At 67.8% G+C, this 26,306-nt stretch carries 21 protein-coding genes; 5 read left to right on the top strand and 16 right to left on the bottom strand.

Annotated elements, in window-relative coordinates; genetic code table 11:
- Positions 1-37: 37 nt before the first annotated feature.
- From nth to C8J40_RS09945, 7 genes are all read right to left on the bottom strand, one after another.
- A complete protein-coding gene (gene nth, locus C8J40_RS09975) occupies positions 38-739 on the bottom strand; it encodes an endonuclease III (protein WP_132896883.1) in 702 nt (233 codons plus the stop codon).
- Positions 740-743: 4 nt separating this feature from the next.
- The gene (gene dapB / locus C8J40_RS09970) at positions 744-1,514 is read right to left on the bottom strand and encodes a 4-hydroxy-tetrahydrodipicolinate reductase (protein ID WP_132896882.1); all 771 of its coding nucleotides are present in this window, start codon (positions 1,512-1,514) and stop codon (positions 744-746) included.
- Between the two features lie 103 nt (positions 1,515-1,617).
- On the bottom strand, positions 1,618-2,373 hold the full coding sequence (locus tag C8J40_RS09965) for a nucleotidyltransferase family protein (protein WP_132896881.1): 756 nt from the start codon (positions 2,371-2,373) through the stop codon (positions 1,618-1,620).
- Positions 2,370-3,278 (bottom strand): hypothetical protein, encoded by a 909-nt coding sequence (locus C8J40_RS09960; RefSeq protein ID WP_243693304.1) that lies wholly within the window; start codon positions 3,276-3,278, stop codon positions 2,370-2,372. Before C8J40_RS09960 ends, C8J40_RS09965 begins: the two co-directional genes overlap by 4 nt.
- Positions 3,275-4,366: a diacylglycerol kinase family protein gene (locus C8J40_RS09955; RefSeq protein WP_132740293.1), complete on the bottom strand. Its 1,092-nt coding sequence runs from the start codon at positions 4,364-4,366 to the stop codon at positions 3,275-3,277. The genes C8J40_RS09960 and C8J40_RS09955 overlap by 4 nt, the downstream gene beginning before the upstream one ends.
- A gap of 89 nt (positions 4,367-4,455) precedes the next feature.
- Complete coding sequence (locus C8J40_RS09950) at positions 4,456-4,917, bottom strand: DUF2141 domain-containing protein (protein WP_132896880.1); 462 nt, start codon at positions 4,915-4,917, stop codon at positions 4,456-4,458.
- A 101-nt stretch (positions 4,918-5,018) separates the two neighbouring features.
- Positions 5,019-6,371 (bottom strand): lipopolysaccharide biosynthesis protein, encoded by a 1,353-nt coding sequence (locus C8J40_RS09945; protein WP_132896879.1) that lies wholly within the window; start codon positions 6,369-6,371, stop codon positions 5,019-5,021.
- Between the two features lie 134 nt (positions 6,372-6,505).
- On the opposite strand from C8J40_RS09945, the gene asnB reads away from it, so the two are divergent.
- A complete protein-coding gene (asnB, locus tag C8J40_RS09940; protein ID WP_279432589.1) occupies positions 6,506-8,440 on the top strand; it encodes an asparagine synthase (glutamine-hydrolyzing) in 1,935 nt (644 codons plus the stop codon).
- 177 nt (positions 8,441-8,617) lie between these two features.
- Here the strand turns inward: asnB and C8J40_RS09935 are convergent, their stop codons facing one another.
- From C8J40_RS09935 to C8J40_RS09910, 6 genes are all read right to left on the bottom strand, one after another.
- Positions 8,618-9,742 (bottom strand): CDP-alcohol phosphatidyltransferase family protein, encoded by a 1,125-nt coding sequence (locus tag C8J40_RS09935; protein ID WP_132896878.1) that lies wholly within the window; start codon positions 9,740-9,742, stop codon positions 8,618-8,620.
- A 213-nt stretch (positions 9,743-9,955) separates the two neighbouring features.
- Positions 9,956-11,086 (bottom strand): hypothetical protein, encoded by a 1,131-nt coding sequence (locus C8J40_RS09930; protein WP_132896877.1) that lies wholly within the window; start codon positions 11,084-11,086, stop codon positions 9,956-9,958.
- Entirely contained in the window at positions 11,083-11,799 is a 717-nt protein-coding gene (locus tag C8J40_RS20565) for a phosphocholine cytidylyltransferase family protein (RefSeq protein WP_132896876.1), read from the bottom strand. Before C8J40_RS20565 ends, C8J40_RS09930 begins: the two co-directional genes overlap by 4 nt.
- Positions 11,800-11,946: 147 nt before the next feature.
- Positions 11,947-13,314: an efflux transporter outer membrane subunit gene (locus tag C8J40_RS09920; protein ID WP_132896995.1), complete on the bottom strand. Its 1,368-nt coding sequence runs from the start codon at positions 13,312-13,314 to the stop codon at positions 11,947-11,949.
- Between the two features lie 314 nt (positions 13,315-13,628).
- Positions 13,629-14,789 carry an HlyD family secretion protein gene (locus C8J40_RS09915; RefSeq protein WP_132896875.1) on the bottom strand — a complete coding sequence of 387 codons (1,161 nt, stop codon included), beginning with the start codon at positions 14,787-14,789 and terminating at the stop codon, positions 13,629-13,631.
- Positions 14,786-16,444: an MFS transporter gene (locus C8J40_RS09910; protein ID WP_132896874.1), complete on the bottom strand. Its 1,659-nt coding sequence runs from the start codon at positions 16,442-16,444 to the stop codon at positions 14,786-14,788. The genes C8J40_RS09915 and C8J40_RS09910 overlap by 4 nt, the downstream gene beginning before the upstream one ends.
- A gap of 289 nt (positions 16,445-16,733) precedes the next feature.
- Between C8J40_RS09910 and C8J40_RS09905 the strand changes: the two genes are divergently transcribed.
- Positions 16,734-17,807: a mechanosensitive ion channel domain-containing protein gene (locus C8J40_RS09905; protein WP_165911412.1), complete on the top strand. Its 1,074-nt coding sequence runs from the start codon at positions 16,734-16,736 to the stop codon at positions 17,805-17,807.
- Between the two features lie 132 nt (positions 17,808-17,939).
- On the opposite strand, the gene C8J40_RS09900 is transcribed toward C8J40_RS09905, so the two are convergent.
- From C8J40_RS09900 to otsB, 3 genes are read right to left on the bottom strand one after another with little or no spacing between them, the layout of a single operon-like run.
- On the bottom strand, positions 17,940-19,328 hold the full coding sequence (locus C8J40_RS09900; protein WP_132896872.1) for a trehalose-6-phosphate synthase: 1,389 nt from the start codon (positions 19,326-19,328) through the stop codon (positions 17,940-17,942).
- Positions 19,325-21,121, bottom strand: coding sequence for a glycoside hydrolase family 15 protein (locus tag C8J40_RS09895; protein ID WP_132896871.1), 1,797 nt, complete (start codon positions 21,119-21,121; stop codon positions 19,325-19,327). Before C8J40_RS09895 ends, C8J40_RS09900 begins: the two co-directional genes overlap by 4 nt.
- Positions 21,118-21,882, bottom strand: a complete 765-nt coding sequence (gene otsB, locus C8J40_RS09890; protein ID WP_243693302.1) for a trehalose-phosphatase — start codon at positions 21,880-21,882, stop codon at positions 21,118-21,120. The genes C8J40_RS09895 and otsB overlap by 4 nt, the downstream gene beginning before the upstream one ends.
- 743 nt (positions 21,883-22,625) lie before the next feature.
- On the opposite strand from otsB, the gene C8J40_RS09885 reads away from it, so the two are divergent.
- The 3 genes from C8J40_RS09885 to C8J40_RS09875 all read left to right on the top strand — a co-directional run bounded on the left by C8J40_RS09885 (position 22,626) and on the right by C8J40_RS09875 (position 26,207).
- Complete coding sequence (locus C8J40_RS09885) at positions 22,626-24,098, top strand: efflux transporter outer membrane subunit (protein ID WP_132896870.1); 1,473 nt, start codon at positions 22,626-22,628, stop codon at positions 24,096-24,098.
- Positions 24,098-25,480 carry an efflux RND transporter periplasmic adaptor subunit gene (locus C8J40_RS09880; RefSeq protein WP_132896869.1) on the top strand — a complete coding sequence of 461 codons (1,383 nt, stop codon included), beginning with the start codon at positions 24,098-24,100 and terminating at the stop codon, positions 25,478-25,480. The genes C8J40_RS09885 and C8J40_RS09880 overlap by 1 nt, the downstream gene beginning before the upstream one ends.
- Before the next feature lie 70 nt (positions 25,481-25,550).
- Complete coding sequence (locus tag C8J40_RS09875; RefSeq protein ID WP_132896993.1) at positions 25,551-26,207, top strand: ABC transporter ATP-binding protein; 657 nt, start codon at positions 25,551-25,553, stop codon at positions 26,205-26,207.
- Positions 26,208-26,306: the final 99 nt, after the last annotated feature.

Below are 26,306 nucleotides of genomic sequence, written 5' to 3'. Positions count from 1 at the left end.
AGCAAAGCGAAACGGGGGACGCCAGACGTTTTCGCGATCAGGGCTCTTCAGACGGTGTGTGAATGACCGCTTGGGGTGACGAACTCGTAGCAGACCTGCCTTTTGGCAGCGGCGTCTTGGGTTTGTATGCGCACAGATCGCTCACGATGCAGCGCCAGCATTCGGGCGTCCGCGCCTTGCAGACATAACGGCCGTGCAGGATCAGCCAGTGATGCGCGTGGAGACGGAATGGCTGAGGAGTCGCCTTGTCGAGTTTCAGCTCGACCGCGAGCGGGGTCTTGCCGCGGGCGAGGCCGGTGCGGTTGCCGACGCGGAAGATGTGCGTGTCGACCGCGAACGTCTCGGCGCCGAACGCGACGTTGAGCACGACGTTCGCGGTCTTGCGTCCGACACCGGGCAGTCGCTCCAGTGCCGCGCGATCGTTCGGGACTTCGCCGCCATAATCGTCGATCAGCATCTGCGAGAGGGCGATGACGTTCTTCGCCTTGGTGTTGAACAGGCCGATCGTCTTGATGTGGCGCTTCAGCTCATCGAGACCGAGCGCAACCATCTTCTCCGGCGTATCGACCTCGCGGAAGAGAGCGCGCGTAGCCTTGTTGACGCCGATATCGGTGGCCTGCGCGGAGAGCGCGACGGCGACGACTAGGGTATACGGGTTGACGAATTCGAGTTCGGTTTCGGGATGCGGATCGGCTTCGGCCAGACGCGCGTAAAACTCGATGACGTCGGCTTTTTTCACCGCATCACAGCCCCAGCACGTCGCCCATCCGGTACCGGCCGGCAGGCTGACCGGCGAGCCAGATCGCCGCGCGTACTGCCCCTCGTGCGAAGATCGAGCGATCGTCGCCACGGTGGTTGAGTTCGATTCGCTCGCCTTCACCCGCGAAGATCACGCTATGGTCGCCGATCACCGATCCGCCCCGGAGCGACGCGAAGCCGATCGTGCCTTCGGTGCGTGCGCCAACAAGGCCGGCGCGGCTGTCGACCCGGAGTTCGGCGAGTGACGATCCGCGGCCCTTGGCGGCAGCGTCGCCGAGTAGGAGCGCGGTGCCCGACGGCGCGTCGACCTTGTGCTTGTGGTGCATCTCGACGATCTCGACGTCCCAGTCGGCGCCGAGCCGCGCGGCGGCCTCGCGCACGAGGATGCCGAGCAGGGTCACGCCGAGCGAAGTGTTGCCGGTCTGGAGGATCGCGATGTCCTTCGCCGCGTCGTCGATCATCGACTGGTGCTGCGGCGACAGGCCGGTGGTGCCGATCACGATAGCGGTACCAGCCGCGCGCGCTGCGGCGAGATGCGCCTCAACCGCGGAGGGCGTCGAGAAATCGACCAGTACGTCGGCAGTACGGGCGAGCGGGTTCGGGTCCTCGCGCGCGTCGACGCCACCGGCGAGGGAGGCGCCGGCCGCCTCGATCGCGTCGACGATCGCTCGGCCCATGCGGCCGGCGCTGCCGTAGATACCGATCGCAGGCGAACTGGTTACGGTCGGGGCGGGGTGGGTCGCGAGCGTCTGCATGGGCCGCGCTTTGCACCAAGCGGCGGTTCGGGGACAGGGGGGAGCGGTAGCTTGAGGCAATTTCTCCGCGAAAGACGACGCTGCCGTTCGCGGTGTACGGACCTTAGCGGCGGGCGATCAGGTCTCGGACAAGGTCGAGGTCGGCCGGCTTGTCGACATCGACCGCGGCGAGGCCGAACGGGCTGGCCACCGCTGCGGCGTTCAGGCCGGCGAGACGTCCGAGGTGCGCGAGGGCAGCGACCAATGTCAGGCGACCCGACATGTAACGGAACAGCGTGCCGATTCCGAGCCTACGGACGATCCGCCATGGCCGCTTGCGATCCGCCTCGACCTGCGCCCAGAGATCGATCGCGGCGACCGAGCGGGGCGTGGCGAAGTGGAACAGATTGCACCCGGACCACGCACCATCGGCGAAGCGGAGATAGGTGCGTTTTGTGCCGGGCGCGGCGGCTTCGATCACGTCCTGGCGCGCGAGCAGGGCGGCGACGTCGGCGTTCGCCGGTACATCGGCGAGGAACCGGGTGATCCATTCGGGCTGGAGCAGCGCATGGTCAGCGGTGGTGACGAGGAGCGGGGTGCTGAGCGCCTCGATCCCGTCGCGGACGCTGCGGCTGGGGCCGGATGCGGCGGTCAGGACAGTGAGGCCAAGCGCGGTGGCAGCGTCTCGGACCGTGTCGTCGGACACCGAGACCGCGATCTGCGTTGCGCCGGCCTCACGCAGCGCCTGCGCAACACGGGCGAGCAGGGTCTGGCCGTCGAGCACGATCAGCGCCTTGTGCGAGACGCCGCCATAGGCCGCGACCGGATCGACGCCGCCGCGTGATCCCGCGAGGATCAGCGCATTGAATCCTTTGCTCATACCGTCTTTTCACTCGTCTGCGCTCGCGCGCGCCAGACCCGCCATAATACACCGGGTGCAGCGAGGATCGGATGCTTCTCACGCCATGGGGTCAGCGGCACGGCGACGCCGGTGTGGCGCTCGACCTTCCAGATACCGTAGCGCGCGGCGCCCTCGAAGGTGAAGGCAGCGCGTACCAGGCGAGCGATGTTGAGCGGTTTGCCGGCGCGGCGGCGGCGTGCCCAGGCCTGAAGCAAAGCCCGGCGTCGCGCCGGTGACATGTCGGGTTTGAGCAAGCCGGCGTCGTCACGAAACGCGATGCCGTCCGCGGTCCAGGCGAGCGGCAGGAGTTCGCTGTACCGGCCTGGATCGAAGCTGAGGATCTGCCCCTCGCGGCCTTTGCGTTCGACGCGGAGTTCGGCAGCGTAAGTCTGTCGGAACAGCGCTCGCCAATAGCTGTCGGCAGTCCCCGTCGCGGGTCCGAGCGCCGCAGCAAAACGCGCGGCAGACTTTGCTGCGTCGCCGATCGCCGCGGCCACCTGCGACGCGGTGTCCGGATCGCGTACCCAGACCAGCGCCGAGGGTTGCACGAACCGGGTCCAGATCGTCGTGTCGAGAGTCCGCGCCGCCGCCGCCTTCGCGAAGGTTGCCAGCCGCATGGTGGCGATCTTCGCGCGCAGCGTGTCGCCGTGCAGGTCGAACTCGCGGTAGCTGACGGTCGGCCACATGCCGCGCTCGGGTGGGCCAGCGGTCAGCACGTAGAAGTCGAGCACGCCTTCGGTCGCGCCGGTGCGCAGGTTCGAGCCGTAGAACAGCACCGCCACGATGTCGTCCGATCCTTCCGCCAGCAACGCCGCAACGTCGCGTACCGCGGGGATGGTCGGGACGTGCAACTGGCGGCGGACGACGTCGCCGAGCGTGATCACGGGACGACGAAACTGAGCGCGCGCGCTTCGCGGACGGTCAGGTCGCCGCCGGGATAGACTTCGCCGTCGAGGATGAATCCCGAGTCGATCGACAGGTCGAAGCTTGGCGAATCGATCCGGTGATAGCCCGCGCGGTCGAGCCATGCGGCGGGCGAGCCAGCGACGATCAACGGCGTCGCAGCGGCGAGCCAGCGTGGCGGCGCATCGACCAGCAGCGTCTTCAGCCCGGCGCGGGGGACGCCGAACGGACGGATGCCGATCGGCATGCGCTTCAGCGTCGAGGCGAGCAGGATGTAGCGCGCGCGATCGGTGTCGGCGTGCTTGCCGGCAGCATGAACGCCCTCGTCGCCGCGAGACTGGAAGCGGATCCGCATTCGGTTGCCCGCACGCCAAGCGCTGTTAGCGCCGCCGAACAGTGTCTGCAGGATCGCCCAGCACAAGGCGAGCCCGACCGCGACGCCGTTGAAGGCGCCGGCGCGGTGCGTCCGCTGGGCCAGCGCGGTGGCGTCGACGAACGCGCCCGCGCCGAACAGGAAGCCACATAGTTTGGCGCCGCTGTCCTTGCGGATCACTTCGACGGGACTGCGCAACTTGACGCGACCATGGCGTGCCGCGGTCAGCGCCTGATCGAGCGTCCAGCTGTCGGGGATGCCGAGATCGAGCGCGAGCGCGTTGGTCTTGCCCGAGGGAACGATCGCAACGCGCGGCGCAGCACCGGTCCAGACCCGCGCGGCGGCAGTCATCACGTCGCGGATCGTGCCGTCGCCGCCGTCGATAACCAGCAGTTCGATGCCGTGACGTGCGAAATCGGTCAGAACTTCGGCGAGCTCGTCCTGCGTGCGCGGCGTGACGGCCAGAACGGTGCCCGACAGGAAGGGCTTGGTCGCCTCGACGCTGCTGCGGTTACGATGGCTCTTGGGGTTGCAGATGATCCCGGTACGGATCTTCGCAGCAGCCTCGCGCGGGTTCACGCCCGGCCGATCCAAGGCGGCGGAATCGAACATCCCCTCGGGCAGCCACGCGGGCACCACCGGAGGGGAGAGCGATTGCCCGCCAAAGGCATCAAAGTTCGAAACAGCATCGGCCACGATATAGGGATACCCGTCACGGTACAGAACCGCTACAAATTTGTGTCAGTAGGATTTCCGTTCCGCGTCGGTCGCAGTCCGGACGCAAGTTATCCGCGATACCGCATCTTCATCCGCACGACGGCGCCGGATGCGGGCAAGGCGGTGCGGACCGCGTCGAACGACGGCAGTCCGATCGAGGTTGGTGCATCGTTGGAAAAGCCGAAGCCCTCCTTTGGCATGAGCAACGTCCGGTTGAATTTATGATCGCCATTCTCGTCGTGATATTGCGCGATCGCATAATGGCCGGGCTTCATCCAGAAGCAGGCGTGCGGGTTTGCGGCAGACACGCGAGCTCGCCCTACCTTCGCACCCTTTGCCAAAAACCGGGATTTGTCGTCGGGATAGATCGCGAAGGCGACTTCGCCGGCGGTGTTGTGCAGTGTCGTCGCCTCGAGAGTCAGCTTGGCGTTGCCGTTGCCCGGTGCGCCTTCGCAGGTCTCGGCGGCGCGGGCCTGAACCGGCACGAGCGCGGTCGCCGCGCCGAGCGCGATAAGGAATGCGTAGTTCATCGCTAGACCAAGACCCGAAAATAGTGGCGATAGAGCGGCGCGCAGATGACATTTGCGACGTGAACGCGGCGTTTATCGTAAACGCCGGTCGCTCTGTGGGCTTATGCCTGGTTCGGTGCCCGCGTCATCCGTGCCGCCGCGAAGCCCAGCAGGATTGCCACCGCAACCGATCCGGAGGCGACCGCAGCGGCAATCCCTGCCGAGCCATATGTCGGCATCAACGCAAACGCCGCCACGAACAGCAACCCGACCCCGACGGCGCGAATCGCGAACACCGTGCCCGCGCGGTGCAGCGCGGTCATCACCGTGTCGAGGCTGACGGTGGCAAGGTCAAAGCACCCGGCGGCGGCGAGCCACAACAATACCGGGTAGGCGCCGACGAACGACTTGCCGCCGATGACCTTCAGGATCGGTTCGCCGACCAGCGCGACGATCGCGAGGATGACGAGCGCGGCGGCGGTGCTGGCGAGCATCGTCCGGATCAGAATGCGGCGCAGGCGCGACGGCTCGGCGGTGCGGACCGCACGGACGATCTCGGGGAAGGCGGCGCGCGACAGCATCTGCGACAGTTTCGCCAATGCCTGGGCTAGTTGCGTCGCCAGCCGGAACGCACCCGCCGCCGCCGGGCCGATCGACGCGCCGACCAGCAGCAGCGGGATCTGCTTGCTCGACAGGCCCAGCGTCGCGCTCGCGTTGGTGCTGAGCGAGAAGCGGACGATGCCGGGGTTCTCGTCGCGGACCTGCCGCCATGTCCCCCGGCCGCTCGCGAGCAGCCGCAGGTCGCCGCTTTTCGCGACCATGATCCAGTAGGTCGCGGCAGTAACGATCTCGGCGACCGCCCAGGCGAGCATGAAGCCGCGGATCGTCGGTTCGAAGAGCATCGCCGCGCCCGCGCCGACGAATCGCATGATCGGCGTCATGCTGTCCGCCACCGCCGACAGCGAGAATTTGTCGCGCAGCCGGAGGATGCCTAGCGGGGTCGAGCGGATCGTGATCAGCTGCACCACCGCGAACATCAGCGTATCGCGCATCAGGTCGGGCGGGATGCCGAACCCGTCGCTCCAGGCGAACAGGATCGCGACGGTCAGCACGGCGCCGACTAGCGCGCTGCAGATGTCGAGGATCGCCGACAACCGGAGCAGGCGTGCGAGCCGCGGCGTGTCGCCATGCTGCATCGGTTCGACGCCGTATTGGACGATGATCTGCCAGGTCTGGAAGCCGACGAACGTGGCGAGCGCCTGCGCCGCACCCGAGATCAGCGCGAACCGGCCGAAATCGACCACGCCCAGCGTGCGGGTCGCGAACCCGAGATAGAAGAGCGACAGGATCGCCAGCACGCTGCGACTGGCGAGCAGCCAGCCGAGGTTGCGCGCTGCCGCCCGGAAAATCCCGGTCGTGCCGGCGCGTGCCGGCGCATCCGCCAGGGCCGGAGAAGGAGCGGGGTCCTGAACCATCTGCGATCGGCCCCTAGAGCGCGACGGCGAGTGCGGCAAGGTGCCCGGGGGCCGTGAGGTGTGAAGAAGGGGCCGGCGCGCCCGAAGGTGACAAAGCGCTGGCCGGCTCCTAGACCGCGCGCGTTCGGGCGGCGGTGCTGCCGTCATGCGAGGGATCGTTCGTCATCTGCGGAATTGCCGGCCTTTACGCACGAGGTGGCGGTGTCGTCTTGCCCCGCCTCATTACCGCGCAGTGCGACACGATCCTGCACCGCGGACCCGATGACCAGGGCGTGATGACCGATGGCGATTTCGGCTTCGGGATGCGCCGGTTGAGCATTATCGACATCGAAGGCGGGCACCAGCCGTTCCACTCGCCCGACCATCGCTATGCGCTCGTCTTCAACGGCGAGATCTACAATTTCCGCGAATTGCGGCGCGAGTTGCAGGCGCTCGGCCGCGTGTTCGACAGCGCGGGCGATACAGAGGTCATCCTCGCCGGCTATGAACGCTGGGGCGACGATGTCTGGGCAAAGCTCGACGGCATGTTCGCGGTCGCGGTGTGGGATACGCACGCCCGACGGCTCACGCTGGCGCGCGACCCGATCGGCATCAAGCCGCTATACTATACCAACCAGGCGGCCGGGTTCGCGTTCGGCTCCGAGCTCAAGACGTTGACGTTGCTGCCGGGGATGGCGTTCGACGTCGATCGCCGCGCGCTCCACGATTATTTCAGCTTCGGTCATGTCCGCAACCCGCGCTCGATCTACGCGCAGGTCCGCACCCTGCCGCCGGGCCATGTGATGACGATCGAGGCGAGCGGTCCGCCGACGATGCGCGCCTATTGGACGCCGGCCTATCATCCCTCTGAACCCAGGTCCGAGGCGGAGTGGATCGAACGCTTCCGCGACGAATGGCTCGACACGATCGGCAAGCAGATGGTCGCGGACGTCGATGTCGGCGCGTTCCTGTCGGGCGGCGTCGACTCGTCCGCGGTGGTCGCAGCGATGGCGCAGGTCTCCGACCGCCCGGTCCGCACCTTCACGATCGGCTTCCCCGACCCGCGCTTCGACGAATCGCCGCATGCCGAGGCGATCGCGCGGCATCTCGGCTGCCACCACGTCACGCGCACGCTGGAGTTGGCGGATGCGCAGGCGATGCTGCCCGAGGTCCAGCATTGCTATGACGAGCCGTTCGCCGATCCGTCCGCGGTGCCGACCTGGTACGTCAGCCAGATCGCCGCGCAGGAGGTGAAGGTCGCGCTGTCGGGCGATGGCGGCGACGAGCTGTTCTTCGGCTACAAGCGCCACGCGACCGAGCGGCGGATCGGGTCGCTCCCGGCCCCGTTGCGCAGGCTCGCGCGGGCGCTGGATGCAGTGCCGACGCTGCCGTCGCGCCACGCCAACGCGGTGTTGCAACGCTGGCGAAAGACCACCGGCAGCGCCGCGCTCCCGAACGGGATCGCGCGATTCTTCGCCAAGACGCAGATCACGAACGAGGCCTTTCGCCGCGAGATATTCTCGGCGGAGTTCATCGCCGAGGAGGAGGGCGGGATCGCCGCGCTGGTCGCGGAATATTTCCCCGATCCCGCCGCGATCTCGACCGACACACTCGAGCAGTTCGGCCTCGCGGATCTTGCACTCAACCTCCCCGGCGCGATGCTGACCAAGGTCGACCGCGCGAGCATGGCGCATTCGCTGGAGGTGCGCGTGCCGATGCTGGGGCAGGGGATGGTCGACCTCGCTTTGTCGATGCCCGCCGACATGAAGCTGCATGGCAAGATCGGGAAATACGTCATCCGGCAGGCGATCGCGCCGTGGCTGCCGGAGGGGATTCTCGACCGGCGGAAACAGGGCTTCCAGATGCCGCTCGCCGCGTGGTTCGCGGGCGACTTCGGCGCGTATGCCGAACAGCTCTGGCGCGACAGCGGTGTGCGCGAACAGGGCATCTGGCGTGCGGGCGCGGTAGACAAGGTGTTCGCCGATCACCGCGCGGGCAAGCGCGATTACAGCCGATTCCTGTACGCGCTGGCGATCTACTGCCTGTGGTGGATCGGCCGGCCCACTTCCCTAACCGTTCGTGCTGAGTAGCGACCGAGTAGCTTCGCAGAAGCGTATCGAGGGCGCGTATCGAAGCATAGGTTCGGCGCGCCAACCTGTCCTTCGATACGCCCTCTCGATACGCTGCAAGAGCAGCTGCTCGATGGCTACTCAGGACGAACGGAAGGGAGGAAGGTCGGCGTTAGCAGGTAGCGACCCCGCGAAGCCTCAGGCCAGCCAACTCACCAGATTCTCGCCCCCGGCCTTGCGCGCCATCGCCTGCACCAGCCGTACGAGATGCACCACCAGCGAGATCGCGGTCCACGCCGCCACCCCGATGATCCCCCAATCCGGCCGCGTCACCAGCAACCCCGCGAACAAAATCACCATGTTCGGGTTCCGCCGCGCGGTGATCAGCCGGAACCAGCTATCGAACCGCTCCCAGACGTGGATGTGCATCCCGAACCGGACGATGAATGCCCCCTCGATCAGCCGCTGCGCGACGTATCCGAACAGCATCGTCCCGATCACCGCCCAGAACACGCCGTCCTCGAGCGGCCGCCCATACGGCGCGCACCCCGCCGCCCAGGCCCACCACCAGAACGGCGGGTGCACCAGGTCGACGCCGTGATCCCACGCGTTGCCAAGCTTCGACGAGGTGATCGTGCACCTGGCCAGCTTCCCGTCGACGGTGTCGAGCACCATGAAGAACAGCCCGGTCGCGAGCCCCGTCCAGAACCAGCCATACCAGAACGCCACGGTCGCCACGATGCACAGCACCGAGCCGAGCGCAGTCACCTGGTTCGGCGTGATCCCGGCGCGCGCGCAGACCCGCGTGATCGCCAGCGCCCATTCGGGCCACAGATATTTGGTCAGCAGGTCGGTGACGCCCTTGTACGCGCCGACATAGCTCGCGCGCTCGATCGCCGGCACTGCGGCGGGGGTGAGCAGTTCAGCGAACGGGCGCTCGCGCTTGCGCAGCGCCTCGTTGAGGATGCCTTCCTCGGCCTCGGCGGCGATCACGGTCAGCCCGGGCACCAGCGGTGCCTCGCCGAGCATCGCCGCGGTCATCCGCGCGCGCTCGTCGGCACCCCGGACATGCGCGAGCACGGGGACGCCGGTGCGCGTCACGACGGTGCCGGGCCGCGTCTTCAGATACGCGATCCACATCGGGTCGAACGCATAGGCGAGGTTGGCGAGGATCACCGGGCCGGTGTCGCCGTCGCCATCGGTCGGCAACCCTTGCGCGACGCCGATCCGCCGGATCCGCTCGGCATTGGTCATGCCCCAGAGCAGCGTGTCGTTCGCCCGGACGGTCCGGAGCGCTGGCGTGGGGGCTGTCGAATCTACCATCCCGCACCCGTTACCCGATCTGGTCGTGAAAGCGAGAGGGGCGTGGGATAGGTCGAGGCGCATACCTTCCCGCCCACCACGACTGCACCACACCGATTGCAACCACCCCGGCGAAGGCCGGGGCCCAATTGGAACGTCCGGAGTAATCTCGCGCAGTCCCTCGTTGGCAACGTCCCCCAATTGGGCCCCGGCCTCCGCCGGGGTGGTGGAGACTTAACGGGCCGGCGTGGCCTCCAGCAGTCGAAGAATCTCCCCCGCAGCCCGAGCCGCGCCCCCTTCGACCGCGCCGAGCGATTGCCCGGCGAACTCCACCTGAATCTTCACATACTCCGCATGCATCAACGCCGCCCGGTCCACCGCCGCCACGACGTCCGCAACCTCATCAACCACCTCGCCACACCCCCACATCACGTAATTCGTATCGCCCTCCCACACGGCCGCCCCCGCATTGAGGAACACGCAAGGCCGCGGCCGCATGAGAAACTCGATCACCTGGCTCGACGTATCGCCCAGATACACGTCCGCGACGCCGGTATAGCTCCCATCGACCATCGCGAACCCATCGATATCGCAGTGCACATGGGCAAGATCGCCAATCTCGCGCATCAGGTCCGCGACCTCCGGAGCCTTCTCGACCAGTCGCTGGTGCGGCGCGAAGATCAGATTGTAGCGCCCGTCCGCGACGATCCGCCGCACCACCTCCGCCCCCCAGCGCCACCAGGACGAGCGATGCTGCTGCCAGTGCGGCGTATACAACACCACCGGCCGCGTATCCGCGAACGGCGGCGCGGCGTGCGTGCGATGCGTGAAATCTGCCTTCACATAGCCGGTCGCGACGAACCGTTCGGGCGCGAACCCGCGGTCGAGGTACGTCCGCCGCTCCAATTCGCTCGGCACCAGCGTCAACGCCGCCGCCCGCCGGCGCGGGTCGTCGCGCGCGCTCATCGACCCAACCCCGTGCGAGGTCTTCACGAACTTCGCGCGCATCGGAAACAGCCGCGGGAGCCACAAGCTCGTCTGCTCGGCACACACCGCGACCGTCGCGCTGCGCAAATAGGGTAGCAGCCGCAACAGCATCGGTATCTTCGCAGGCAGCACCGGATTACGTCCACTGCCGTCATCCGCAACGACACGAAACCCCGGTGCCCGCCGGATACGAACGGTCGGGAAGGGCGCCGTCCAGCGCGCCAGCAACGTCTCGTGCACCGACGTGCTCACCCAGAGCTCGATCGGCACGTGCGACGTTGCGGCAAGCGCCTCGACGATCGGATAGAGATGCGGGATCAGCAGCGTCTCGCCAAGAAACAGGAACGCGACTTTTCCCTGCGCGCCGGAGCCGGTCATGGCCGGTGATCGCGTTCCCAGAGCGCGATGTCCTCGGGCCGGTCGATCTCCTGCCAGTGCACGTTCGGCGGGATACGGACGGCGCGGACGCCCGGCCCCCGCGCGACGCGGCCGACGACGGCGTGGTGATAGGCGTGGATGCCGTTCTCCTCGCCGATCACTTCGCGTAACGCCTCGGCATAGGCGGCGCCGCCATGCGACACGATCAGCCCGAGCGAACGATCCGTCGCCTCATGGCCGACGAGGTGCTTGCCGACGGCGATCACCCGGTCGCCGTCTGCCTCCACCAGCATGTCGTCGAGCCCGGCGTTGGCCAGCGGCTCGACCAGCAACGCCACGCCCCCCGTGTCGCCGCCAAGCGCGGTGCGCAGGATCGTCGGCTCGAACACCGTATCGCCGTTCATCAAGGCGAACGGCGCTTCGAGATACGCGCGTGCCGCCCAGACGCTGCCGATGCTGTTGGCGATCGCCCAGAACGGGTTGAAGACCAGCTCGGTCGGCAGGCCACCGTCTCGCGCGTCCAGATGCGCCGCGATCTGGTCGACCCGGTAGCCGCCGACCACCACCGCGCCGTCGAACCCGGCCGCGGCGACCGCGTCGAGCTGGTGGTCGAGGATCGCGCGACCGCCGACCTCGACCAGGCATTTCGGCGTGGTGAGCGTGAGCGGCAGCAACCGCGATCCGTGGCCCGCGGCAAGGATGATGGCCTTCATGGGGTACGGCTCTACGGGCGAAGTGTGGCAGGAAAATGCATGGTCGCGTGACCTTCTACCTGTTGCGTGTTCTCCCGCGGAGGCGGGAGCCCAGGGTAACGAACGCTGCGCTGCTTGATCCTGGGCCCCCGCCTTCGCGGGGGAACATCAGCGCTGCACCGCCGCCGCATCCTCCCGAGACCATCCCCCGCCCATCGCCTGGTACAACGTCACATACGCGGTCAGCCGATCCGCGCGCGCCTGCACCAGCGACAGTTCCGCGGTCAGCAACCCGCGCTGCGCATCGAGCTGGTCGATATACGCCGAATACCCCGCGCGGTACCGGTTCGAGGCATTGCGCAGCGCCCCCGCGAGCGCATCGCGCTGCCCGGCGAGCGCGACCGCCTGCTGGCCGGAGCGCTGGACGCCCGCCAGGCTGTCGTCGACCTCGCGGAACGCCTGCAGCGCGGTGCGGCGATAGGCGAACGCGGCCTGATCGCGACGCGCGGTCGCGGCATCCGCCTGTGCCCCGAGCCGCCCGCCGTCGAAGATCGGGCTGAGCACGCTCGCGCCGATCGAGAACACCACGATCGGGTTGGCGAGTGCAGTCGAGAGCACCACCCCCGCGGAGCCGGTCAGCGCAAGGTTCGGCAGCATCGCTGCGCGCGCGCTGTCTAGCGAGCGGTCGGTCGCGACCAGGGTCTGCTCGGCCTGATACAGATCGGGGCGGCGGCGGAGCAGGTCGGCGGGCAGGCCGTCCGGGATCGCCGGGGCCGCCAACTGGTCGAGCGTGCGTCCGCGCGGGATCGGGCCGGGATTGTCGCCGAGCAACACGCTGAGCGCATTTTCCTGCCGGCTGATTGCGAGTTCGGCGGCGGGAACGAGCTGTTCGGTGGCGTGGAACTCAGCCTCCGATTGGCGCAGCTCGAGGTTCGAGGTGTAGCCGGTCTCGGCGCGGCGACGTGCGATGCGCAGGCCTTCCGCACGCGCTGCCAGCGTCTGGCGCGCGACGGCGAGGCGCTGGTCGAGCGCGCGGAGCGTGATGTACCCGGTCGCGACACTGCTCGCGATGCCGAGCCGGACGGTGTCGCGCGCGGCTTCGCTGGCGAGCAGTTGCGCGCGGGCGGCTTGGCTCGCAAGGCGGAGGCGGCCGAACAGGTCGAGGTCGTAGCTGATCGACACCGCCGGCTGCGCACCGATCGCGTCGGAGGGTGTGCCGAACGGGCTGACCGTCTGGCCGGTGGTGCTTGGTGCGGAGCCGCTGACGAGTGGGGTCTGTTGCGCGCGGGCAAGACGTGCGGCGGCGCGGGCTTCGTCGATGCGCGCGGCGGCGGAGCCGAGGTCGGGGCTGTTGGCGAGCGCGCGGGCGACGAGGTCGGTGAGGACGGGGTCGCCGAACGCGTTCCACCAGTCCGCACGGATCGGCGCCCCGGGGCCGAGTGCGGTGCGCCAGGCGGGGGGCGGGGTTACGGCGGTGGTTGTGGGCGCCTCGGGGCGGGGGCCGATACAGGCGGTGGCGAGGAGGGCGAGGGTCAGGGCGGCGGTCGTTTTGCGACGTGACCGCCCAATCGCGTGCCGCCATCCCGCAACGCTACGCCACCCGGGCGAAGGCCGGGGCCCAGGTGGAAAAGTCTCAGTAATAGCGGACGGCGCTTCGTTATCACCGTCCCCCAACTGGGCCCCGGCCTTCGCCGGGGTGGGGCCGTTTGGGGTGGGACTTGCACCTCTTTTCCCGTTGCTGCGGACGGGGCCCAAGCAAGCAATGTTGCCCCGCGAAGGCGGGGATCCAGACTGGGCTCCCGCCTTTGCGGGAGAACAAGACGAGGGTGCGACGCCAGGTTCAGGCCGCATCACCGCACCCCCGGCCCGCCAGCCGTATCCACACGAGCCTGCACCGACATCCCCGGTCGCAACCGTGCGCTCAGCGGCTGCCCCGCATCCACCCGGATCCGCACCGCGATCCGCTGCGGCACCTTGGTGAAGTTGCCCGTCGCATTGTCCGCCTTCAGCACCGCGAACTCCGACCCCGCCGCGGGGGAGATCCGCTCGACATGCCCGGTCAGCCGCGCGTTCGCCAAGCCGTCGACGGTGAACGACGCCGGCTGCCCAACCACCATCTTCGCGGTCTGCGCTTCCTTGAAGTTCGCGATGACCCACGTTTCCGGCGGTACCAGGAACATCAGCTGCGACCCCGCCGTCACATATTGCCCGAGCCGCACGCCGACCTCGCTCAACCGCCCCGTCTCGGGCGCGCGGATCACGGTGTTGGCGAGATCGATCCGCGCAAGCTGCCGCGCCGCTTCCGCACCCGAGACGCCCGCTTGCTGCCCGCCGCGCCCGACCTCGACCGTACGGATATCCTGTCGCGCAATTTCCCGCGCAGCCTTGGCTTGCCGGACCTGCGCCTGGGCCTGGCGCAGTGCCGCCAGCGTCTGGTCGCGCTCGCGCAGCGACACCGAGCCGTCGGTCACGAGGTCGTTGACGCGCGCCATGTCGGCCTGCGCGCGCATCAATTGCGCCTCGGCATTGGCGACCGCCGCGTCCTGCGCCGCGAACGTCGCCTCGCGGCTGGCCGCGGTCTGCCGGCTGTTGGCGAGCGTCGCCGCCTGCGCATCGACCTGCGCCTGCGCCTGGTCGACGCGCTGGCGGTAGATGCGGTCGTCGATCTTCACCAGCGGATCGCCCTGCTTAACATCGGCGAAATCGCGCACCAGCACTTGGGTCACATACCCGCTGACCTGCGGGCTGATCACCGTCGTCCGACCGCGGACATAGGCGTTGTCGGTCGACTGATAGCTCGTCGCGAACGGGGGCAGGCGCCATGCCGCGAGCACCGCGCACACGCCGGCGATCGCGAGCAGGGCGATGATGATGATGACGTTGCGGCTGGGCGGTTGCGGACGCCAGCCAGAGCCGACCGGCGTGACCGGGCCGGCCGGTGCAGCGGCCACCTCCGCCTGCTTCTCTTCGGTCGCCGGCCCCTCGGCCACCGGGCTGCGTGCGTCGCTCATGTCATCCCCTCAAGCCGCGCCCGTTTCTCACGTCGCGCGCGTCTCGCCAGCAGGAACAGCAGATACCCGAACGTCCCGCCGGCAAGCACCGCGATCAACCGGAAGACGTCGTCATACGCAAGCACGTTCGCCTCCCGCGTCGTGGTTTGCGAGAGGATCGCGGCGCCCTCGGCATTGCGCAGCGTCGGATCGACGATCACCCGACTGACCGCGGCGCCACCGGCGGCGATGCGCTGCGTCACGATCGGGTCGGTCGGCGAGATCTGCTGCACCAGCGCGGAGCTGTTCGCCTTCTCGCGGATCACTTGGTAGCTGCCGAGCAATGCGGTGCCGCCGAGCCCGCCGAGCGAGTTGATGATCCCGAACAGCGCGATGAAGCTGATGATGTGCCCCGCGCCTTCCTTGATTGCGCGGGTCATGCCGAACAGCAGCGCTGGCCCGAGGAAGAATGTCGCGGAGAAGCCGATGATCGCCTGCGTCACGTACATCTGCGGCGCGCGCGTCAGGCTGGTCGCGTAGGAATCGAACCACGCCGCCACAGCGACCAAGCCGATCGCCAGCATGATCGGGTGGCCGAGCCGCTCGACATCCAACGTCACCGCGCTCGCGATCACGCCGGCGACCGACGCGACGAAGATGATCAGGAAGAACGGCACGAGCTGGTCGTTGTTCTGGCCGAGCACGGTCAGCAGCCCGACCGATGCATAGGTTTGCTCCGACAGCACGATCCGCGCCATCACGATGACGATCGTGAACCGGACGATGTCGGCGCTGCCGAGCCAGCGTGTGTTGAGCAGCGGGTTGGCGCGGTGATGCTCGACGACGATCGCGGCGGCGAACATCGGGATCGCGACGATCAGCGCCCAGCCGATCCACGGTGCGTTGGTCCACCACACGATCCGCCCGAGCCCGAGCACCGCGGCGAACAGCGCGGTCGAGCCGGCGAACAGCACGAACGTCAGGAAGTCGAGCGGCTCGAACGCCTTGCTCCGCGTCGTCGGCGGCAGGCGGAGCGCGGCGACCGCGGCGAGCGACAGCAAGGCAAGCCCGAGTTCGAACAGGTACAGCGTCCGCCACTGCGACATCGCCAGCAGGTCGGGCGAGAACAGCCGCGCGAGCGGCGTCGCGCATTGCGGGATGCCGATGCCGAGCACGACCGCCTTCAACCGCCATTTCGCGGGGAGCGACTGCATCACGTAATAGAGGCACAGGCTGCTCAGCGCCGCGCCCGCCATCCCGCTGATCGCGCGTACCGCGATGGCCGTCCAGAAGCCGTGGACGAACAGATGCGCGAGCGTGATCAGCACGTAGAGGATCAGGAAGATCATCGCGAACGGCCGCAGCCCGAACTGCGCGCGGAACTTGATCATCAGCAGGTTTATGCTGACGTTGGTCATGACGTAGACCGTCGGCAGCCACGCGATCTCGGCCGGATCGAGCCCGAGCGCGCCCTGAAGGGTGTAGGTGTTGGCACTGATGAGCGCGTTGCCGAAGCCTACCGTCAGCCCGAGCAGGATACCGATCAGCGCGTAGGCGATCTGGCGGTGCCTCGGGTGGAGTGGCGAACCGGGGGAGCCGGGGAGGACGGGGCGTTCGTGCTCGGCGAACTGCCAGTCCTCTTCGCTCAGGAAGTGTCTGATTCTCTGGGCGATCATGGTTGGGCGGTTCTGGCATGATCGGGGGGAGACGTCATCCAGGAACGCTGGTGACGAGGAGGCAATGCGAACCAAATCAGCAGCCCACCCCGGCGAAGGCCGGGGCCCAATTGGAAAGGTTGCAGTAACGACTGGCTGTGCTTCGTTACGGCCGTCCCCCAATTGGGCCCCGGCCTCCGCCGGGGTGGTGGTCTCTTTGACGGCCTGGCCTTCCTCAGTTCACTGCCGACCAAAATGCTGCACTGCAGCGGAACATCCCGCTTCCCCCGACCGTTGCGCTCAAATGCGCATGTTCAGATCGCTCCACATACCCCCCGAATGGGTCTGGCTGGAGAGCGTCGCCGTCGTCTCCGCGGCCGTTCTCGTCGCGCTGGTCGCGCATTGGCTGACGATGCGGATCGGCGGCCATGCGCAGCGGCGCTCGACCGCCAATACCGATGGCCTCGTCCTAGCCCGCGTCCGCCGGCCGTTGCGCGCGGTGTTCGTTTCCGTCGCCGTCGCGTTCGTCGCGCGGATCCTGCCGATGGACAACGACATCGAGGATCTGTGGAAGCAGTTGCTCGGCTTCCTCGTCCCAGCACTGCTCGGCTGGCTCGCGGTCGCGGCGCTTCGCGCGTTTCAGGACGTCATCGAGATCCGCGCCGACATCTCGGTCGAGGACAACCTCCGCGCCCGCCGCAAGCGGACGCGGGCGGCGATCCTGGGGCGGATAGGCACGTTCTTCATCATCTTCGTCAGCGTCTGCCTGATGTTGCTGAGCGTCCCCGGCATCCGCTCGATCGGCGTCACGCTGATGGCGTCGGCGGGTATCGCAGGCCTCGTCGTCGGTGCCGCCGCGCAGCCCGCGCTGAAGAACCTGATCGCCGGCGTCCAGATGGCCTTCACCGAGCCGATCCGGATCGACGACGTGCTGATCGTCGACGGCGAATGGGGGCGGGTCGAGCAGATCAACCTGACGTTCGTGGTCATCAAGATCTGGGACGAACGCCGCCTCGTCGTGCCGGTGTCGAAGTTCCTCGAGCAGAGCTTCCAGAACTGGACGCGCGAGACGAGCCAGTTGATGGGGTCGGTGTTCTGGTATCTCGATCCGTCCGCGGATGTGCCGCGGCTGCGCGAGAAACTGGGCGAGATCGTCACCTCGAACCCACGCTGGGACAAGCGGTTCTACAACCTTCAGGTGACCGACGTGAAGACGGACTGCATCGAGTTGCGCGGGTTGATGACCGCCAAGGACGCGGCGATCGCGTTCGACTTGCGCTGCGATGTGCGCGAGGCGTTGCTGACGTACATCCGCGACGAGATGCCCGAGGCTATCCCACGCAACCGCCTGCTGATGGCGCCGGACCCGGTGCCGCGGACCTAAGCGAATCCTCCCCCGCCAGGGGGAGGTGGCGCCGAAGGCGACGGAGGGGGAGGCACGCGCCACGTGCGTTCCGTGTCCTCCCCCTCCGTCTGGCGAGTGCCAGCCACCTCCCCCTGGCGGGGGAGGATCGAATTACACCGCCTCGTGCTCCGGCACCGCCTCGAGCGCGGTGATGAACAGCTCGCACCACCACATCACGTCCTCCTTCCGGACGTTGTCGATCAGCTTCTCCCAGCGCGCTTTCCGTTCGGCGAGAGGCATCTTCAGCGCCCGGTCGATCGCGTCGGACATTTCCTCGGGGCTGTATGGATTGACCAGCACCGCGTCCTTCAGCTGCGTAGCAGCGCCCGCGAAGTGCGACAGCACCAGCACGCCCGGATCCTCGGGATCCTGCGCCGCGACATATTCCTTCGCGACGAGGTTCATCCCGTCGCGCAACGGCGTCACCAACCCAACGCGAGCCGCGCGGTAGATCCCCGCCAGCACGTCACGCGGGAAGCCTTGGTTGACGTAGCGGATCGGCGTCCAGTCGATATCCGAATATTCGCCGTTGATCCGCCCCGACATCGAATCGAGGTTCGCGCGGATCTCCTGGTACGTATCGACCTTCTCGCGCGACGGCGGCGCGATCTGGAGCATGTAGACCAGCCCGCGCCGGTCCGGATGCGACCCCAGGAACCGCTCGTATCCGGCGAACCGCTCGGCGAGCCCCTTCGAATAATCGAGCCGGTCGACCCCAACGATCAGGCTGCGCCCGGTCGCAGACATGTACATCCGCTCCTTGGCATGCCGCGCGGCGTCGCTGTTTGCCGACTTTTCGAAGTCCGCCGTCTCGATCCCGATCGGCGTCGTGATCGCCTTGATCGTGCGGTCGCCGACCGTCACCCAGCCATCCTCGCCGACCACGCCGTCGAGCTGGCTCGTCACGTAATGCAGGAAGCTGTCGAGCCAATCCTGCGTCTGGAAGCCGATCACGTCGTACGCGAACATCGATTCGACCAGCGCACGGTGGCTCGGCAGCGACAACAGCATCGCCATCGGCGGCCACGGAATGTGGAGGAAGAACCCGATCTTGTTCTCGACGCCAAGCTTGCGCAGTTCCTGCCCGAGCGGGACGTGGTGGTAATCGTGGACCCACACCAGATCCTCGGGCTCGATCAACGGCAGCACCGTCTCCGCGAACCGCTTGTTCACGCGCGCGTAGCCGCTGGAGAAATCGCGTTCGAACTCGGTCAGGTCGATCCGGTAATGGAACAGCGGCCACAGCGTGCGGTTCGCATAGCCGTTGTAATATTCGTCAAAATCCTGCTCTTCCAGGTCGATCGTCGCGGTGGTGACGCCCTTGCCCTGCTGGAAATTGATGTGGCCGGTGAAGGTCTCGGTGGTCGATCCCGACCAGCCGAACCACACGCCGCCCTTTTCGCGCAACGCCGCGAGCAGCGCGACGGCTAGGCCACCCTGGTTGCCCGAAGGCGCATCGACCGACTGGACGCGGTTCGAGATGACGACGAGGCGGCTCATCGGACGGCACTCCACGGCTTGCTGAGCAGGACCGCGCAGTTGATCAGCCCCACCAGCGAATAGGTTTGCGGATAATTGCCCCACAGCTCGCCGGTATTCGGATCGATATCTTCCGACAGCAGCCCGGCCGGCGTCCGCCGCGCGACCATCTCGCAGAACAGCGCGCGCGCGTCGGCTGTCCGGCCGGTCGCGTGCAGCGCCTCGATCAGCCAGAAAGTGCAGACGTTGAACGCGGTGTGCGGCAGGCCGAAATCATCCTCGGTCGCATAGCGCAGCATATGGCTGCCGCGGCGCAGACCTTCCTCGACCGCCTTGAGCGTCGACTGGAACCGCGGATCGTCGGGCGCGAAGAAGCGCAAATCGAGCAGCTGGATCAGGCTCGCATCGAGATCGTCGCCACCGAACGTCGCCGAGATACGCTGCGTATCCTCGCGCCACGCCGATTGCTCGATCGTGGTGCGGATCGTGTTGGCGCGCTCCTCCCAGAACGTCCGGCGATCCTCCAGCCCGAGCACTTCCGCCGCGTTGGCCAGCCGATCGCACGCCGCCCAGCACATCGCCGCCGAATAGGTGTGGACGTGTGCCTTGGTACGCAGCTCCCACAGCCCCGCGTCGGGCTTGTCGTACGTTTCCCACGCGCGGTCACCGACCAGTTCGAGGCTCTTGAAGTCCTCCTCGCTCGACATCCGGAACAGCCGCTTGTCGAAGAACGCCTGGACGTCGGACAGGATGATCTGGCCGTACGCGTCGTGCTGGATCTGCTCGTACGCCTGGTTGCCGACGCGCACCGGGCCCATCCCGCGATAGCCGGGCAGGTCGCTTTCAATCCGTTCGATCAGCGTGGCCTCGCCGCCGACCCCGTAGAGCGGCTGGACGTGCCCCCCCTTGGACGCATCGACGATGTTGCGCAGATATTCGAGATAGCCTTCGAGCACGTCGAGCGCACCCAGCCGGTTGAGCGCCTGCACCGTATAATAGGCGTCGCGGATCCAGCAGTAGCGGTAATCCCAGTTGCGCTCCGACCCCTCATGCTCGGGGATCGAGGTAGTCAGCGCGGCGACGATCGCGCCGGTCTCCTCGTGCTGGCACAGCTTCAGCGTGATCGCCGCGCGGATGACGACGTCCTGCCACTCGACCGGCGTCGCGAGGCCTCGTACCCAGTGCCGCCACTCGTCCTTGGTCCGCGACAGCATCGCTTCGGCCGCCTCGTGCAGCACGCCCGCGAAGCTCTCGTCGGGGCCGAGGAACAGGTGCATCTGGCGTTCGAGCCGGAACCAGTTCTCGCCGACGATATGCCCGACCGGCGCATCGGTGGTCAGCCGCAACGTCTGGTCGTCCATCAGGAAACGGATGTGGTTCGAACCCTGCGTGTGCTCGGTCGGCTTCCCCCAGTTCGTCGCGACCCGCATCCTAACGCGAATGCGCGGCGAGCCGGCCACCGGTTTGACGATCCGCACGAAGCTGGTCGGGCGATAGGTCCGCCCCTCGCGCACGAAGCGCGGGCAGAAATCGATCACCTCGACCGCATTGCCGGCCTCGTCCTCGTGCCGCGTCACCAGGATCGGCGTGTTGCGGATATAGGCCTGCGTAGTTTTCGCACCGCCCTCGAGTTCGATCGCCCAGAACCCGGTCTTGGGCGCATCGCCGCCGAGCAGCGCGCAGAACGCCGGGTCGCCGTCGACGCGGGGCACGCAGCCCCAGGCGAACGTGCCGGTCTTGTCGATCAGCGCGGAGACCTGGCAATTGCCGATCGGCCACAGGTTCATGTCGGCTTTTTGGGTAGGTGCGGTCATCGTATTTCCAATATGGCAGCAATCCAGTCGCGAAGTGCGGCAACGTCGTTCAGGCGGTAGGTGGCGGCGGTAGGCCGTTGCTCGCCGATCAGCACGCCCGCCCCGCCAAACTCGCGCGCCGCCTCGAACCCGTCCTCGTCGGTGACGTCGTCGCCGAAGAAATACGGCATGCTGCCCGTCATCGCCGGCGCGGCGATCAGTGCGCGGAGGGCGGCGCCTTTGTCGCCGGGGGTGCGCAATTCGACCATCATCTTGCCGCGCTGGAGCGTGAGGCCGTGGGCGGCGGCGAGATCCTCGGCGAGGCGGACCGCGGCAGGTTCGAAGTCCGGCGCCATCCGGTAGTGCAGCCCCGCGCCGAGGCTTTTCGCTTCGTAGACGAGCCCGTTGGCGTCGGCGAAGTCGCGGAGCGCACCGGCGGCGGCTTCGAGCAAGGCGGGGCGCTCAGCCGCGACGTGGCCGTCGTCGGGCGTGCGCGTCTCGGCGCCGTGGCTGCCCGCGACTGCGAACAGGTGCGCGTGCCGCCCGAGCATCGCGTCGAGCTGCGCGATCGAGCGCCCGCTGATGATCGCGACGCGACCGGGGAAGCGCTCGGCGAGCGTATCGAGCGTATCGAGCAGCATCTGGCTTACCACGACCGCATCAGGCGTCGCGGCTAAGTCGACGAGCGTCCCGTCGAAATCGAAGAACAGGCTCACGGCGTCGGGCACGGCAAGGGGCGGCGCGAGGACATCAGTCGCGGGCTGGCGTTCGGCTAGCATCATCCCTGAACCCATAGCGCCACCGCTCCGTTCCGCTGCACTGCAAAATTGGAACGGGTGCGGTTCGATTTTCGGGGTGGGGGAGGGGAGGGGTCATCGCGACCACCCTCCCTGTTCTCCCGCGGAGGCGGGAGTCCAGGAGCAAACAGCGCAGCGTCTGTAATCCTGGCCCCCCGCCTCCGCGGGGGACAAGAAAGGGAGAGGCGCCAGGAAGGCTAGGAAGCGTGGCATAATTTATACCACTCACGTCACCGCGCACACCACCACCCCGGCGAAGGCCGGGGCCCAATTGGAAAGGTGGTCGTAACGGGGGACTGTCCATCATGAGCCCGGTCCGCCCAATTGGGCCCCGGCCTCCGCCGGGGTGGTGTAGATACGAGGCTGACCTTTCGTCGTCATGCCGGGCTTGTTCCGGCATCCACCGTTCCGCACTCCCAGCACCAAGTGAAAAATGCGGCCCGGTGGACCCCGGAACAAGTCCGGGGTGACGGAAGCGCCAGACAAACTTGTGTTTCCCCGCGAAGGCGGGGACCCAGACTGGGCTCCCGCCTTCGCGGGAGAACAAGCAGCGGCGGGTGACGCACATTAAACAGCGCATACACGTCCCATCGGGGTGGCGGCCGAGCAAGTCCGTATAGACGGCGCTTTTTAAAGCTCCCCACCCCCCTCCAATCCAGCCCACCTGCGACACCTCGCGACACAAAACCGCTGGACTAGCCCCAGCCGCTTGGTCATGCCTGCCGCCCATGTCCCGCGTCCGCGCCCTCCTCATCGCACCCGTCTCCGCGAGCGTCCTGCTCGCCGGCTGCACCGTCGGCCCGGACTACCACCCCAAGGCAGCGGCAGAGCTGGGCGTTCCCGACGCCTATTCGGTCACCCCCGAGACCAAGCCCGAAGACCTCACCCGCTGGTGGCAGAAGTTCGATGACCCCGTCCTCGGCCAGCTGGTCCAGCAGGCCGCCGCCGCCAATCTCGACATCGCACAGTCCGTCGCCCGCCTCCGCCAGGCCCGCGAAAGCCTGCTCCAGAACCGCGCGTCTCTGCTCCCGACGGTCAACGGCTCGGCCGGCTATCAGCGCAACGAGAACGTCCGCGGCGGTGGACGCTCGTTCACGCTGCCCGACGGCACGGTCGTCGATACCGGCGGGGGCGGCGCCAACAGCTTCACGCTCGGCGCCAGCGCGAGCTACCAGGTCGGCGTGTTCGGCGAGATCCGCCGCACCGTCGAGGCGAGCCGCGCGGAGTACGCCGCGTCGGGCTACGACTACGCCACCGTGCTGATCTCGGTCGAAAGCGAGGTCGCGCGCAACTACGTCCTCGCGCGGCTATACCAGCAACAGCTCGCCAACGCCCGCGCCTCGCTCGCGATCCAGGACGACAACCTCGAGATCGCCGGCTTCCGCGTCCAGGCAGGGCTCGTCTCCAGCGTCGACGCCGAGCAGGCGCGCGCCCAGCGTGCGCAGACCGCCGCGACGATCCCCAGCCTCGACCAGCAATATGCCGCCGCCGTCGCAAGGATCGGCGTGCTGACCGGCCAAGCCCCCGGCGCGCTCCGCACTATGATGGCACCGGCCAAGGCGATCCCGACCGGCCCCGCCGCAGTCGGCGTCGGCATCCCCGGCGACACGCTCCGCCAGCGCCCCGACATCCGCTCCGCCGAACGCGCGCTCGCCGCCGCCACCGCGCGGATCGGCGTGGCCAAGGCGCAGCTCTATCCGGCGCTCGCGATCACCGGCAATCTGAACACCAATGCGACATCGATCGGCAACATCGGTGACGCGATCACCGGCAGCCTGTTCGCCGGCCTGACCCAGGCGATCTTCAATGGCGGCCGTCTGCGAAGCCAGGTCCGCACCAGCGAAGCCGCCGCCGACGGCGCGCTCGCGCTCTACAAATCGACCGTCCTCACCGCGCTGGAGGATGTCGAGAACGCCGTCGTCGCGCTCCAGACCGCGCAGGAACGCGAGCGCCAGTTCGCGATCGCGCTCGACGCCTCGAACAATTCCGCGATCCTCAGCCGCAGCCAATACCGCACCGGCCTCACCGATTTCACCACGCTCAACCAGCAGGAAACCGCGCTCCTGTCCGCGCGCAACGGCGCGACGCAGGCACGCGCCGATGCCGCCACCGCGTTGATCGCACTCTATGCCGCACTCGGCGGCGGCTGGGACTCCACCGTGATCCCGCAAGCGCCCATATCCAATCCAGAGGCACGCTGATGGCCGACGCATCGATCGACGACTTCCTCGGCGTAAAGCCGCAGGCCCCCTGGAAACGCTACGTAAAGTGGGTCGTGATCGCGGTCGGCGTGGTCCTGCTCTGCCTGCTGCTCGCCAAGTGCTTCGGCGCGAAGGAGCAGACGCAATATTCCACGCAGGCCGCCCAGCGCGGCAACCTGACCGTCAGCGTCTCCGCCACCGGCAAGCTCGCCCCGACGACGCAGGTCACGGTCGGCTCGCAGCTGTCGGGCCTCGTCACCAAGGTCGTCGTCGACGTCAACGACCGCGTCACCGCAGGGCAACCGCTCGCGCTGATCGATCCCGAACAGCTCGACGACCAGATCCGCCAGACCAGCGCGCAGCTCGCGGCGAACCAGGCGCAGGTCGCGCAGGCACAGGCCACCGTCGCCGAATCGCGCGCGCAGCTGAACCGCCTTGAAGAGGTCTCTCGGCTCTCGGGCGGTCGCGTGCCGTCGAAGACCGAGCTCCAGACCGGCCGCGCCGATTACGCACGCGCCGTCGCGGCGCAGAAGGTCGCCGAAGCCAACGTCGTCGCCAGCCGCGCGCTCCTCGCGCAGAACCAGACGCAGCGCGCGCGCGCGATCATCCGCTCGCCGGTGACGGGGGTGGTGCTCGCACGCCAGATTGACCCGGGCCAGACCGTCGCCTCGTCGTTCAACACGCCGACGCTGTTCGTGATCGCCGAAGACCTCACCAAGATGAAGCTCGAGGTCGCGATCGACGAAGCCGATGTCGGCGAGGTCAAGATCGGCCAGAAGGCCAGCTTCACCGTCGATGCGTTCCCCGGCCAGACCTTCCCGGCGACGATCAGCCGGGTCGATCTCGGCTCGAACCTGACGGTCAGCTCGGCCACCTCGTCGACCTCGACCACCGCGACCTCGACCACCGGTCAGGTCGTCTCGTACGCGGCCGACCTGACGGTGGGTAATCAGTCGCTGACGCTGCGCCCCGGCATGACCGCGACCGCGGACATCGTCACCTCGGACAAGCGCAACGTCCTGCTCGTCCCCAACGCCGCGTTGCGTTTCAAGCCGACCGCGGCGTCCGGCGACGCAGGCGGCGGTATCGCCGGCTCGCTGACCTTCCGTCCGCGCCGTGGCGGCGGTGCGGAGCGCACCGCGACGGTCGCTCGCGGCGCGCAGCAGACGATCTACGTCAAGGGCGCGGACGGCACGCCGCAGCCGGTGCAGATCACCACTGGCGACACCAACGGCACGATGACCGAAGTCCTGTCGGGCAATCTCCAGCCCGGCGCGCAGGTCATCACCGGACAGCTGGCGAGCGGCGGCGACGACGCCAAGCGCAGTGGCGGCCCCCGCCGCTCGGGTGGCGCGAGCAAGGGTGGGGGCGGTGGCCAGTAACGCGCCGCTCACCGCCGAACCGCTCATCAGCTTGCGCGGCGTCACCAAGACGTACGGGCAGGGCGCGACGATGTTCCAGGCGCTCAAGGGCGTCGACCTCGACATCGCGGCGGGCGATTTCGTCGCGGTGATGGGGCCGTCGGGGTCGGGCAAGTCGACGACGATGAACATCCTCGGCTGTCTGGACGTGCCGAGCGCAGGGACGTTCCTGTTCCGCGGCCACCACGTCGAGACGCTCGACCGAGACCAGCGCGCGCTACTGCGGCGGAAATATCTCGGCTTCGTGTTCCAGGGCTTCAACCTCCTCTCGCGCACGTCCGCGCTGGAGAATGTCGAACTCCCCTTGCTCTACCGCGGCGACGAAAAGCGCGCACGCCGGGACGCGGCGATGGCGAGCCTCGATACGGTCGGCCTTGCGGACTGGTGGGATCACACGCCCGCCGAACTCTCCGGTGGCCAGCAACAGCGCGTCGCGATCGCCCGCGCGTTGGTCACGAGTCCCGACGTGCTGCTCGCCGACGAGCCCACCGGCAATCTCGACAGCGAACGCTCGGTCGAGATCATGCAACTCCTCACGCGGCTGAACGCGGAAAAGAACATCACGGTGCTGATGGTCACGCACGAACCCGACATGGCCGCCTTCGCCAGGACGGTGGTCCACTTCAAGGACGGCCTGGTAGAACGCATCGAAAGCCAGCACCGCCAAGGCGAAAGCGTGGAATCGTGAGCGCCCTTTCTTCCCCCCTCCCGCAAGCGGGAGGGGCCGGGGGTGGGCACGCGCTCACCTCGAACGCAACGCCAGCCGCAGCTCCGGCACGCGCTTCGA

Origin of the sequence: Sphingomonas sp. PP-CC-3A-396 (assembly GCF_004343105.1) — a bacterium.
GTDB lineage: Bacteria > Pseudomonadota > Alphaproteobacteria > Sphingomonadales > Sphingomonadaceae > Sphingomonas.
Note: the sequence above shows the minus strand (reverse complement) of the source record. Positions and strands in the feature narration are given on the sequence as shown.

Coding starts and splice junctions, on each gene's coding strand:
- C8J40_RS09965 (WP_132896881.1), bottom strand. CDS start 2,373: ATGAGCAAAGGATTCAATGCGCTGATCCTCGCGGGATCACGCGGCGGC.
- C8J40_RS09935 (WP_132896878.1), bottom strand. CDS start 9,742: ATGGTAGATTCGACAGCCCCCACGCCAGCGCTCCGGACCGTCCGGGCG.
- C8J40_RS09900 (WP_132896872.1), bottom strand. CDS start 19,328: ATGAGCCGCCTCGTCGTCATCTCGAACCGCGTCCAGTCGGTCGATGCG.
- dapB (WP_132896882.1), bottom strand. CDS start 1,514: ATGCAGACGCTCGCGACCCACCCCGCCCCGACCGTAACCAGTTCGCCT.
- C8J40_RS09875 (WP_132896993.1), top strand. CDS start 25,551: ATGTTCCAGGCGCTCAAGGGCGTCGACCTCGACATCGCGGCGGGCGAT.
- C8J40_RS09945 (WP_132896879.1), bottom strand. CDS start 6,371: ATGGTTCAGGACCCCGCTCCTTCTCCGGCCCTGGCGGATGCGCCGGCA.
- C8J40_RS09950 (WP_132896880.1), bottom strand. CDS start 4,917: ATGAACTACGCATTCCTTATCGCGCTCGGCGCGGCGACCGCGCTCGTG.
- C8J40_RS20565 (WP_132896876.1), bottom strand. CDS start 11,799: ATGAAGGCCATCATCCTTGCCGCGGGCCACGGATCGCGGTTGCTGCCG.
- C8J40_RS09915 (WP_132896875.1), bottom strand. CDS start 14,789: ATGAGCGACGCACGCAGCCCGGTGGCCGAGGGGCCGGCGACCGAAGAG.
- C8J40_RS09910 (WP_132896874.1), bottom strand. CDS start 16,444: ATGATCGCCCAGAGAATCAGACACTTCCTGAGCGAAGAGGACTGGCAG.
- C8J40_RS09905 (WP_165911412.1), top strand. CDS start 16,734: ATGTTCAGATCGCTCCACATACCCCCCGAATGGGTCTGGCTGGAGAGC.
- C8J40_RS09930 (WP_132896877.1), bottom strand. CDS start 11,086: ATGACCGGCTCCGGCGCGCAGGGAAAAGTCGCGTTCCTGTTTCTTGGC.
- C8J40_RS09895 (WP_132896871.1), bottom strand. CDS start 21,121: ATGACCGCACCTACCCAAAAAGCCGACATGAACCTGTGGCCGATCGGC.
- otsB (WP_243693302.1), bottom strand. CDS start 21,882: ATGATGCTAGCCGAACGCCAGCCCGCGACTGATGTCCTCGCGCCGCCC.
- C8J40_RS09880 (WP_132896869.1), top strand. CDS start 24,098: ATGGCCGACGCATCGATCGACGACTTCCTCGGCGTAAAGCCGCAGGCC.
- C8J40_RS09885 (WP_132896870.1), top strand. CDS start 22,626: ATGTCCCGCGTCCGCGCCCTCCTCATCGCACCCGTCTCCGCGAGCGTC.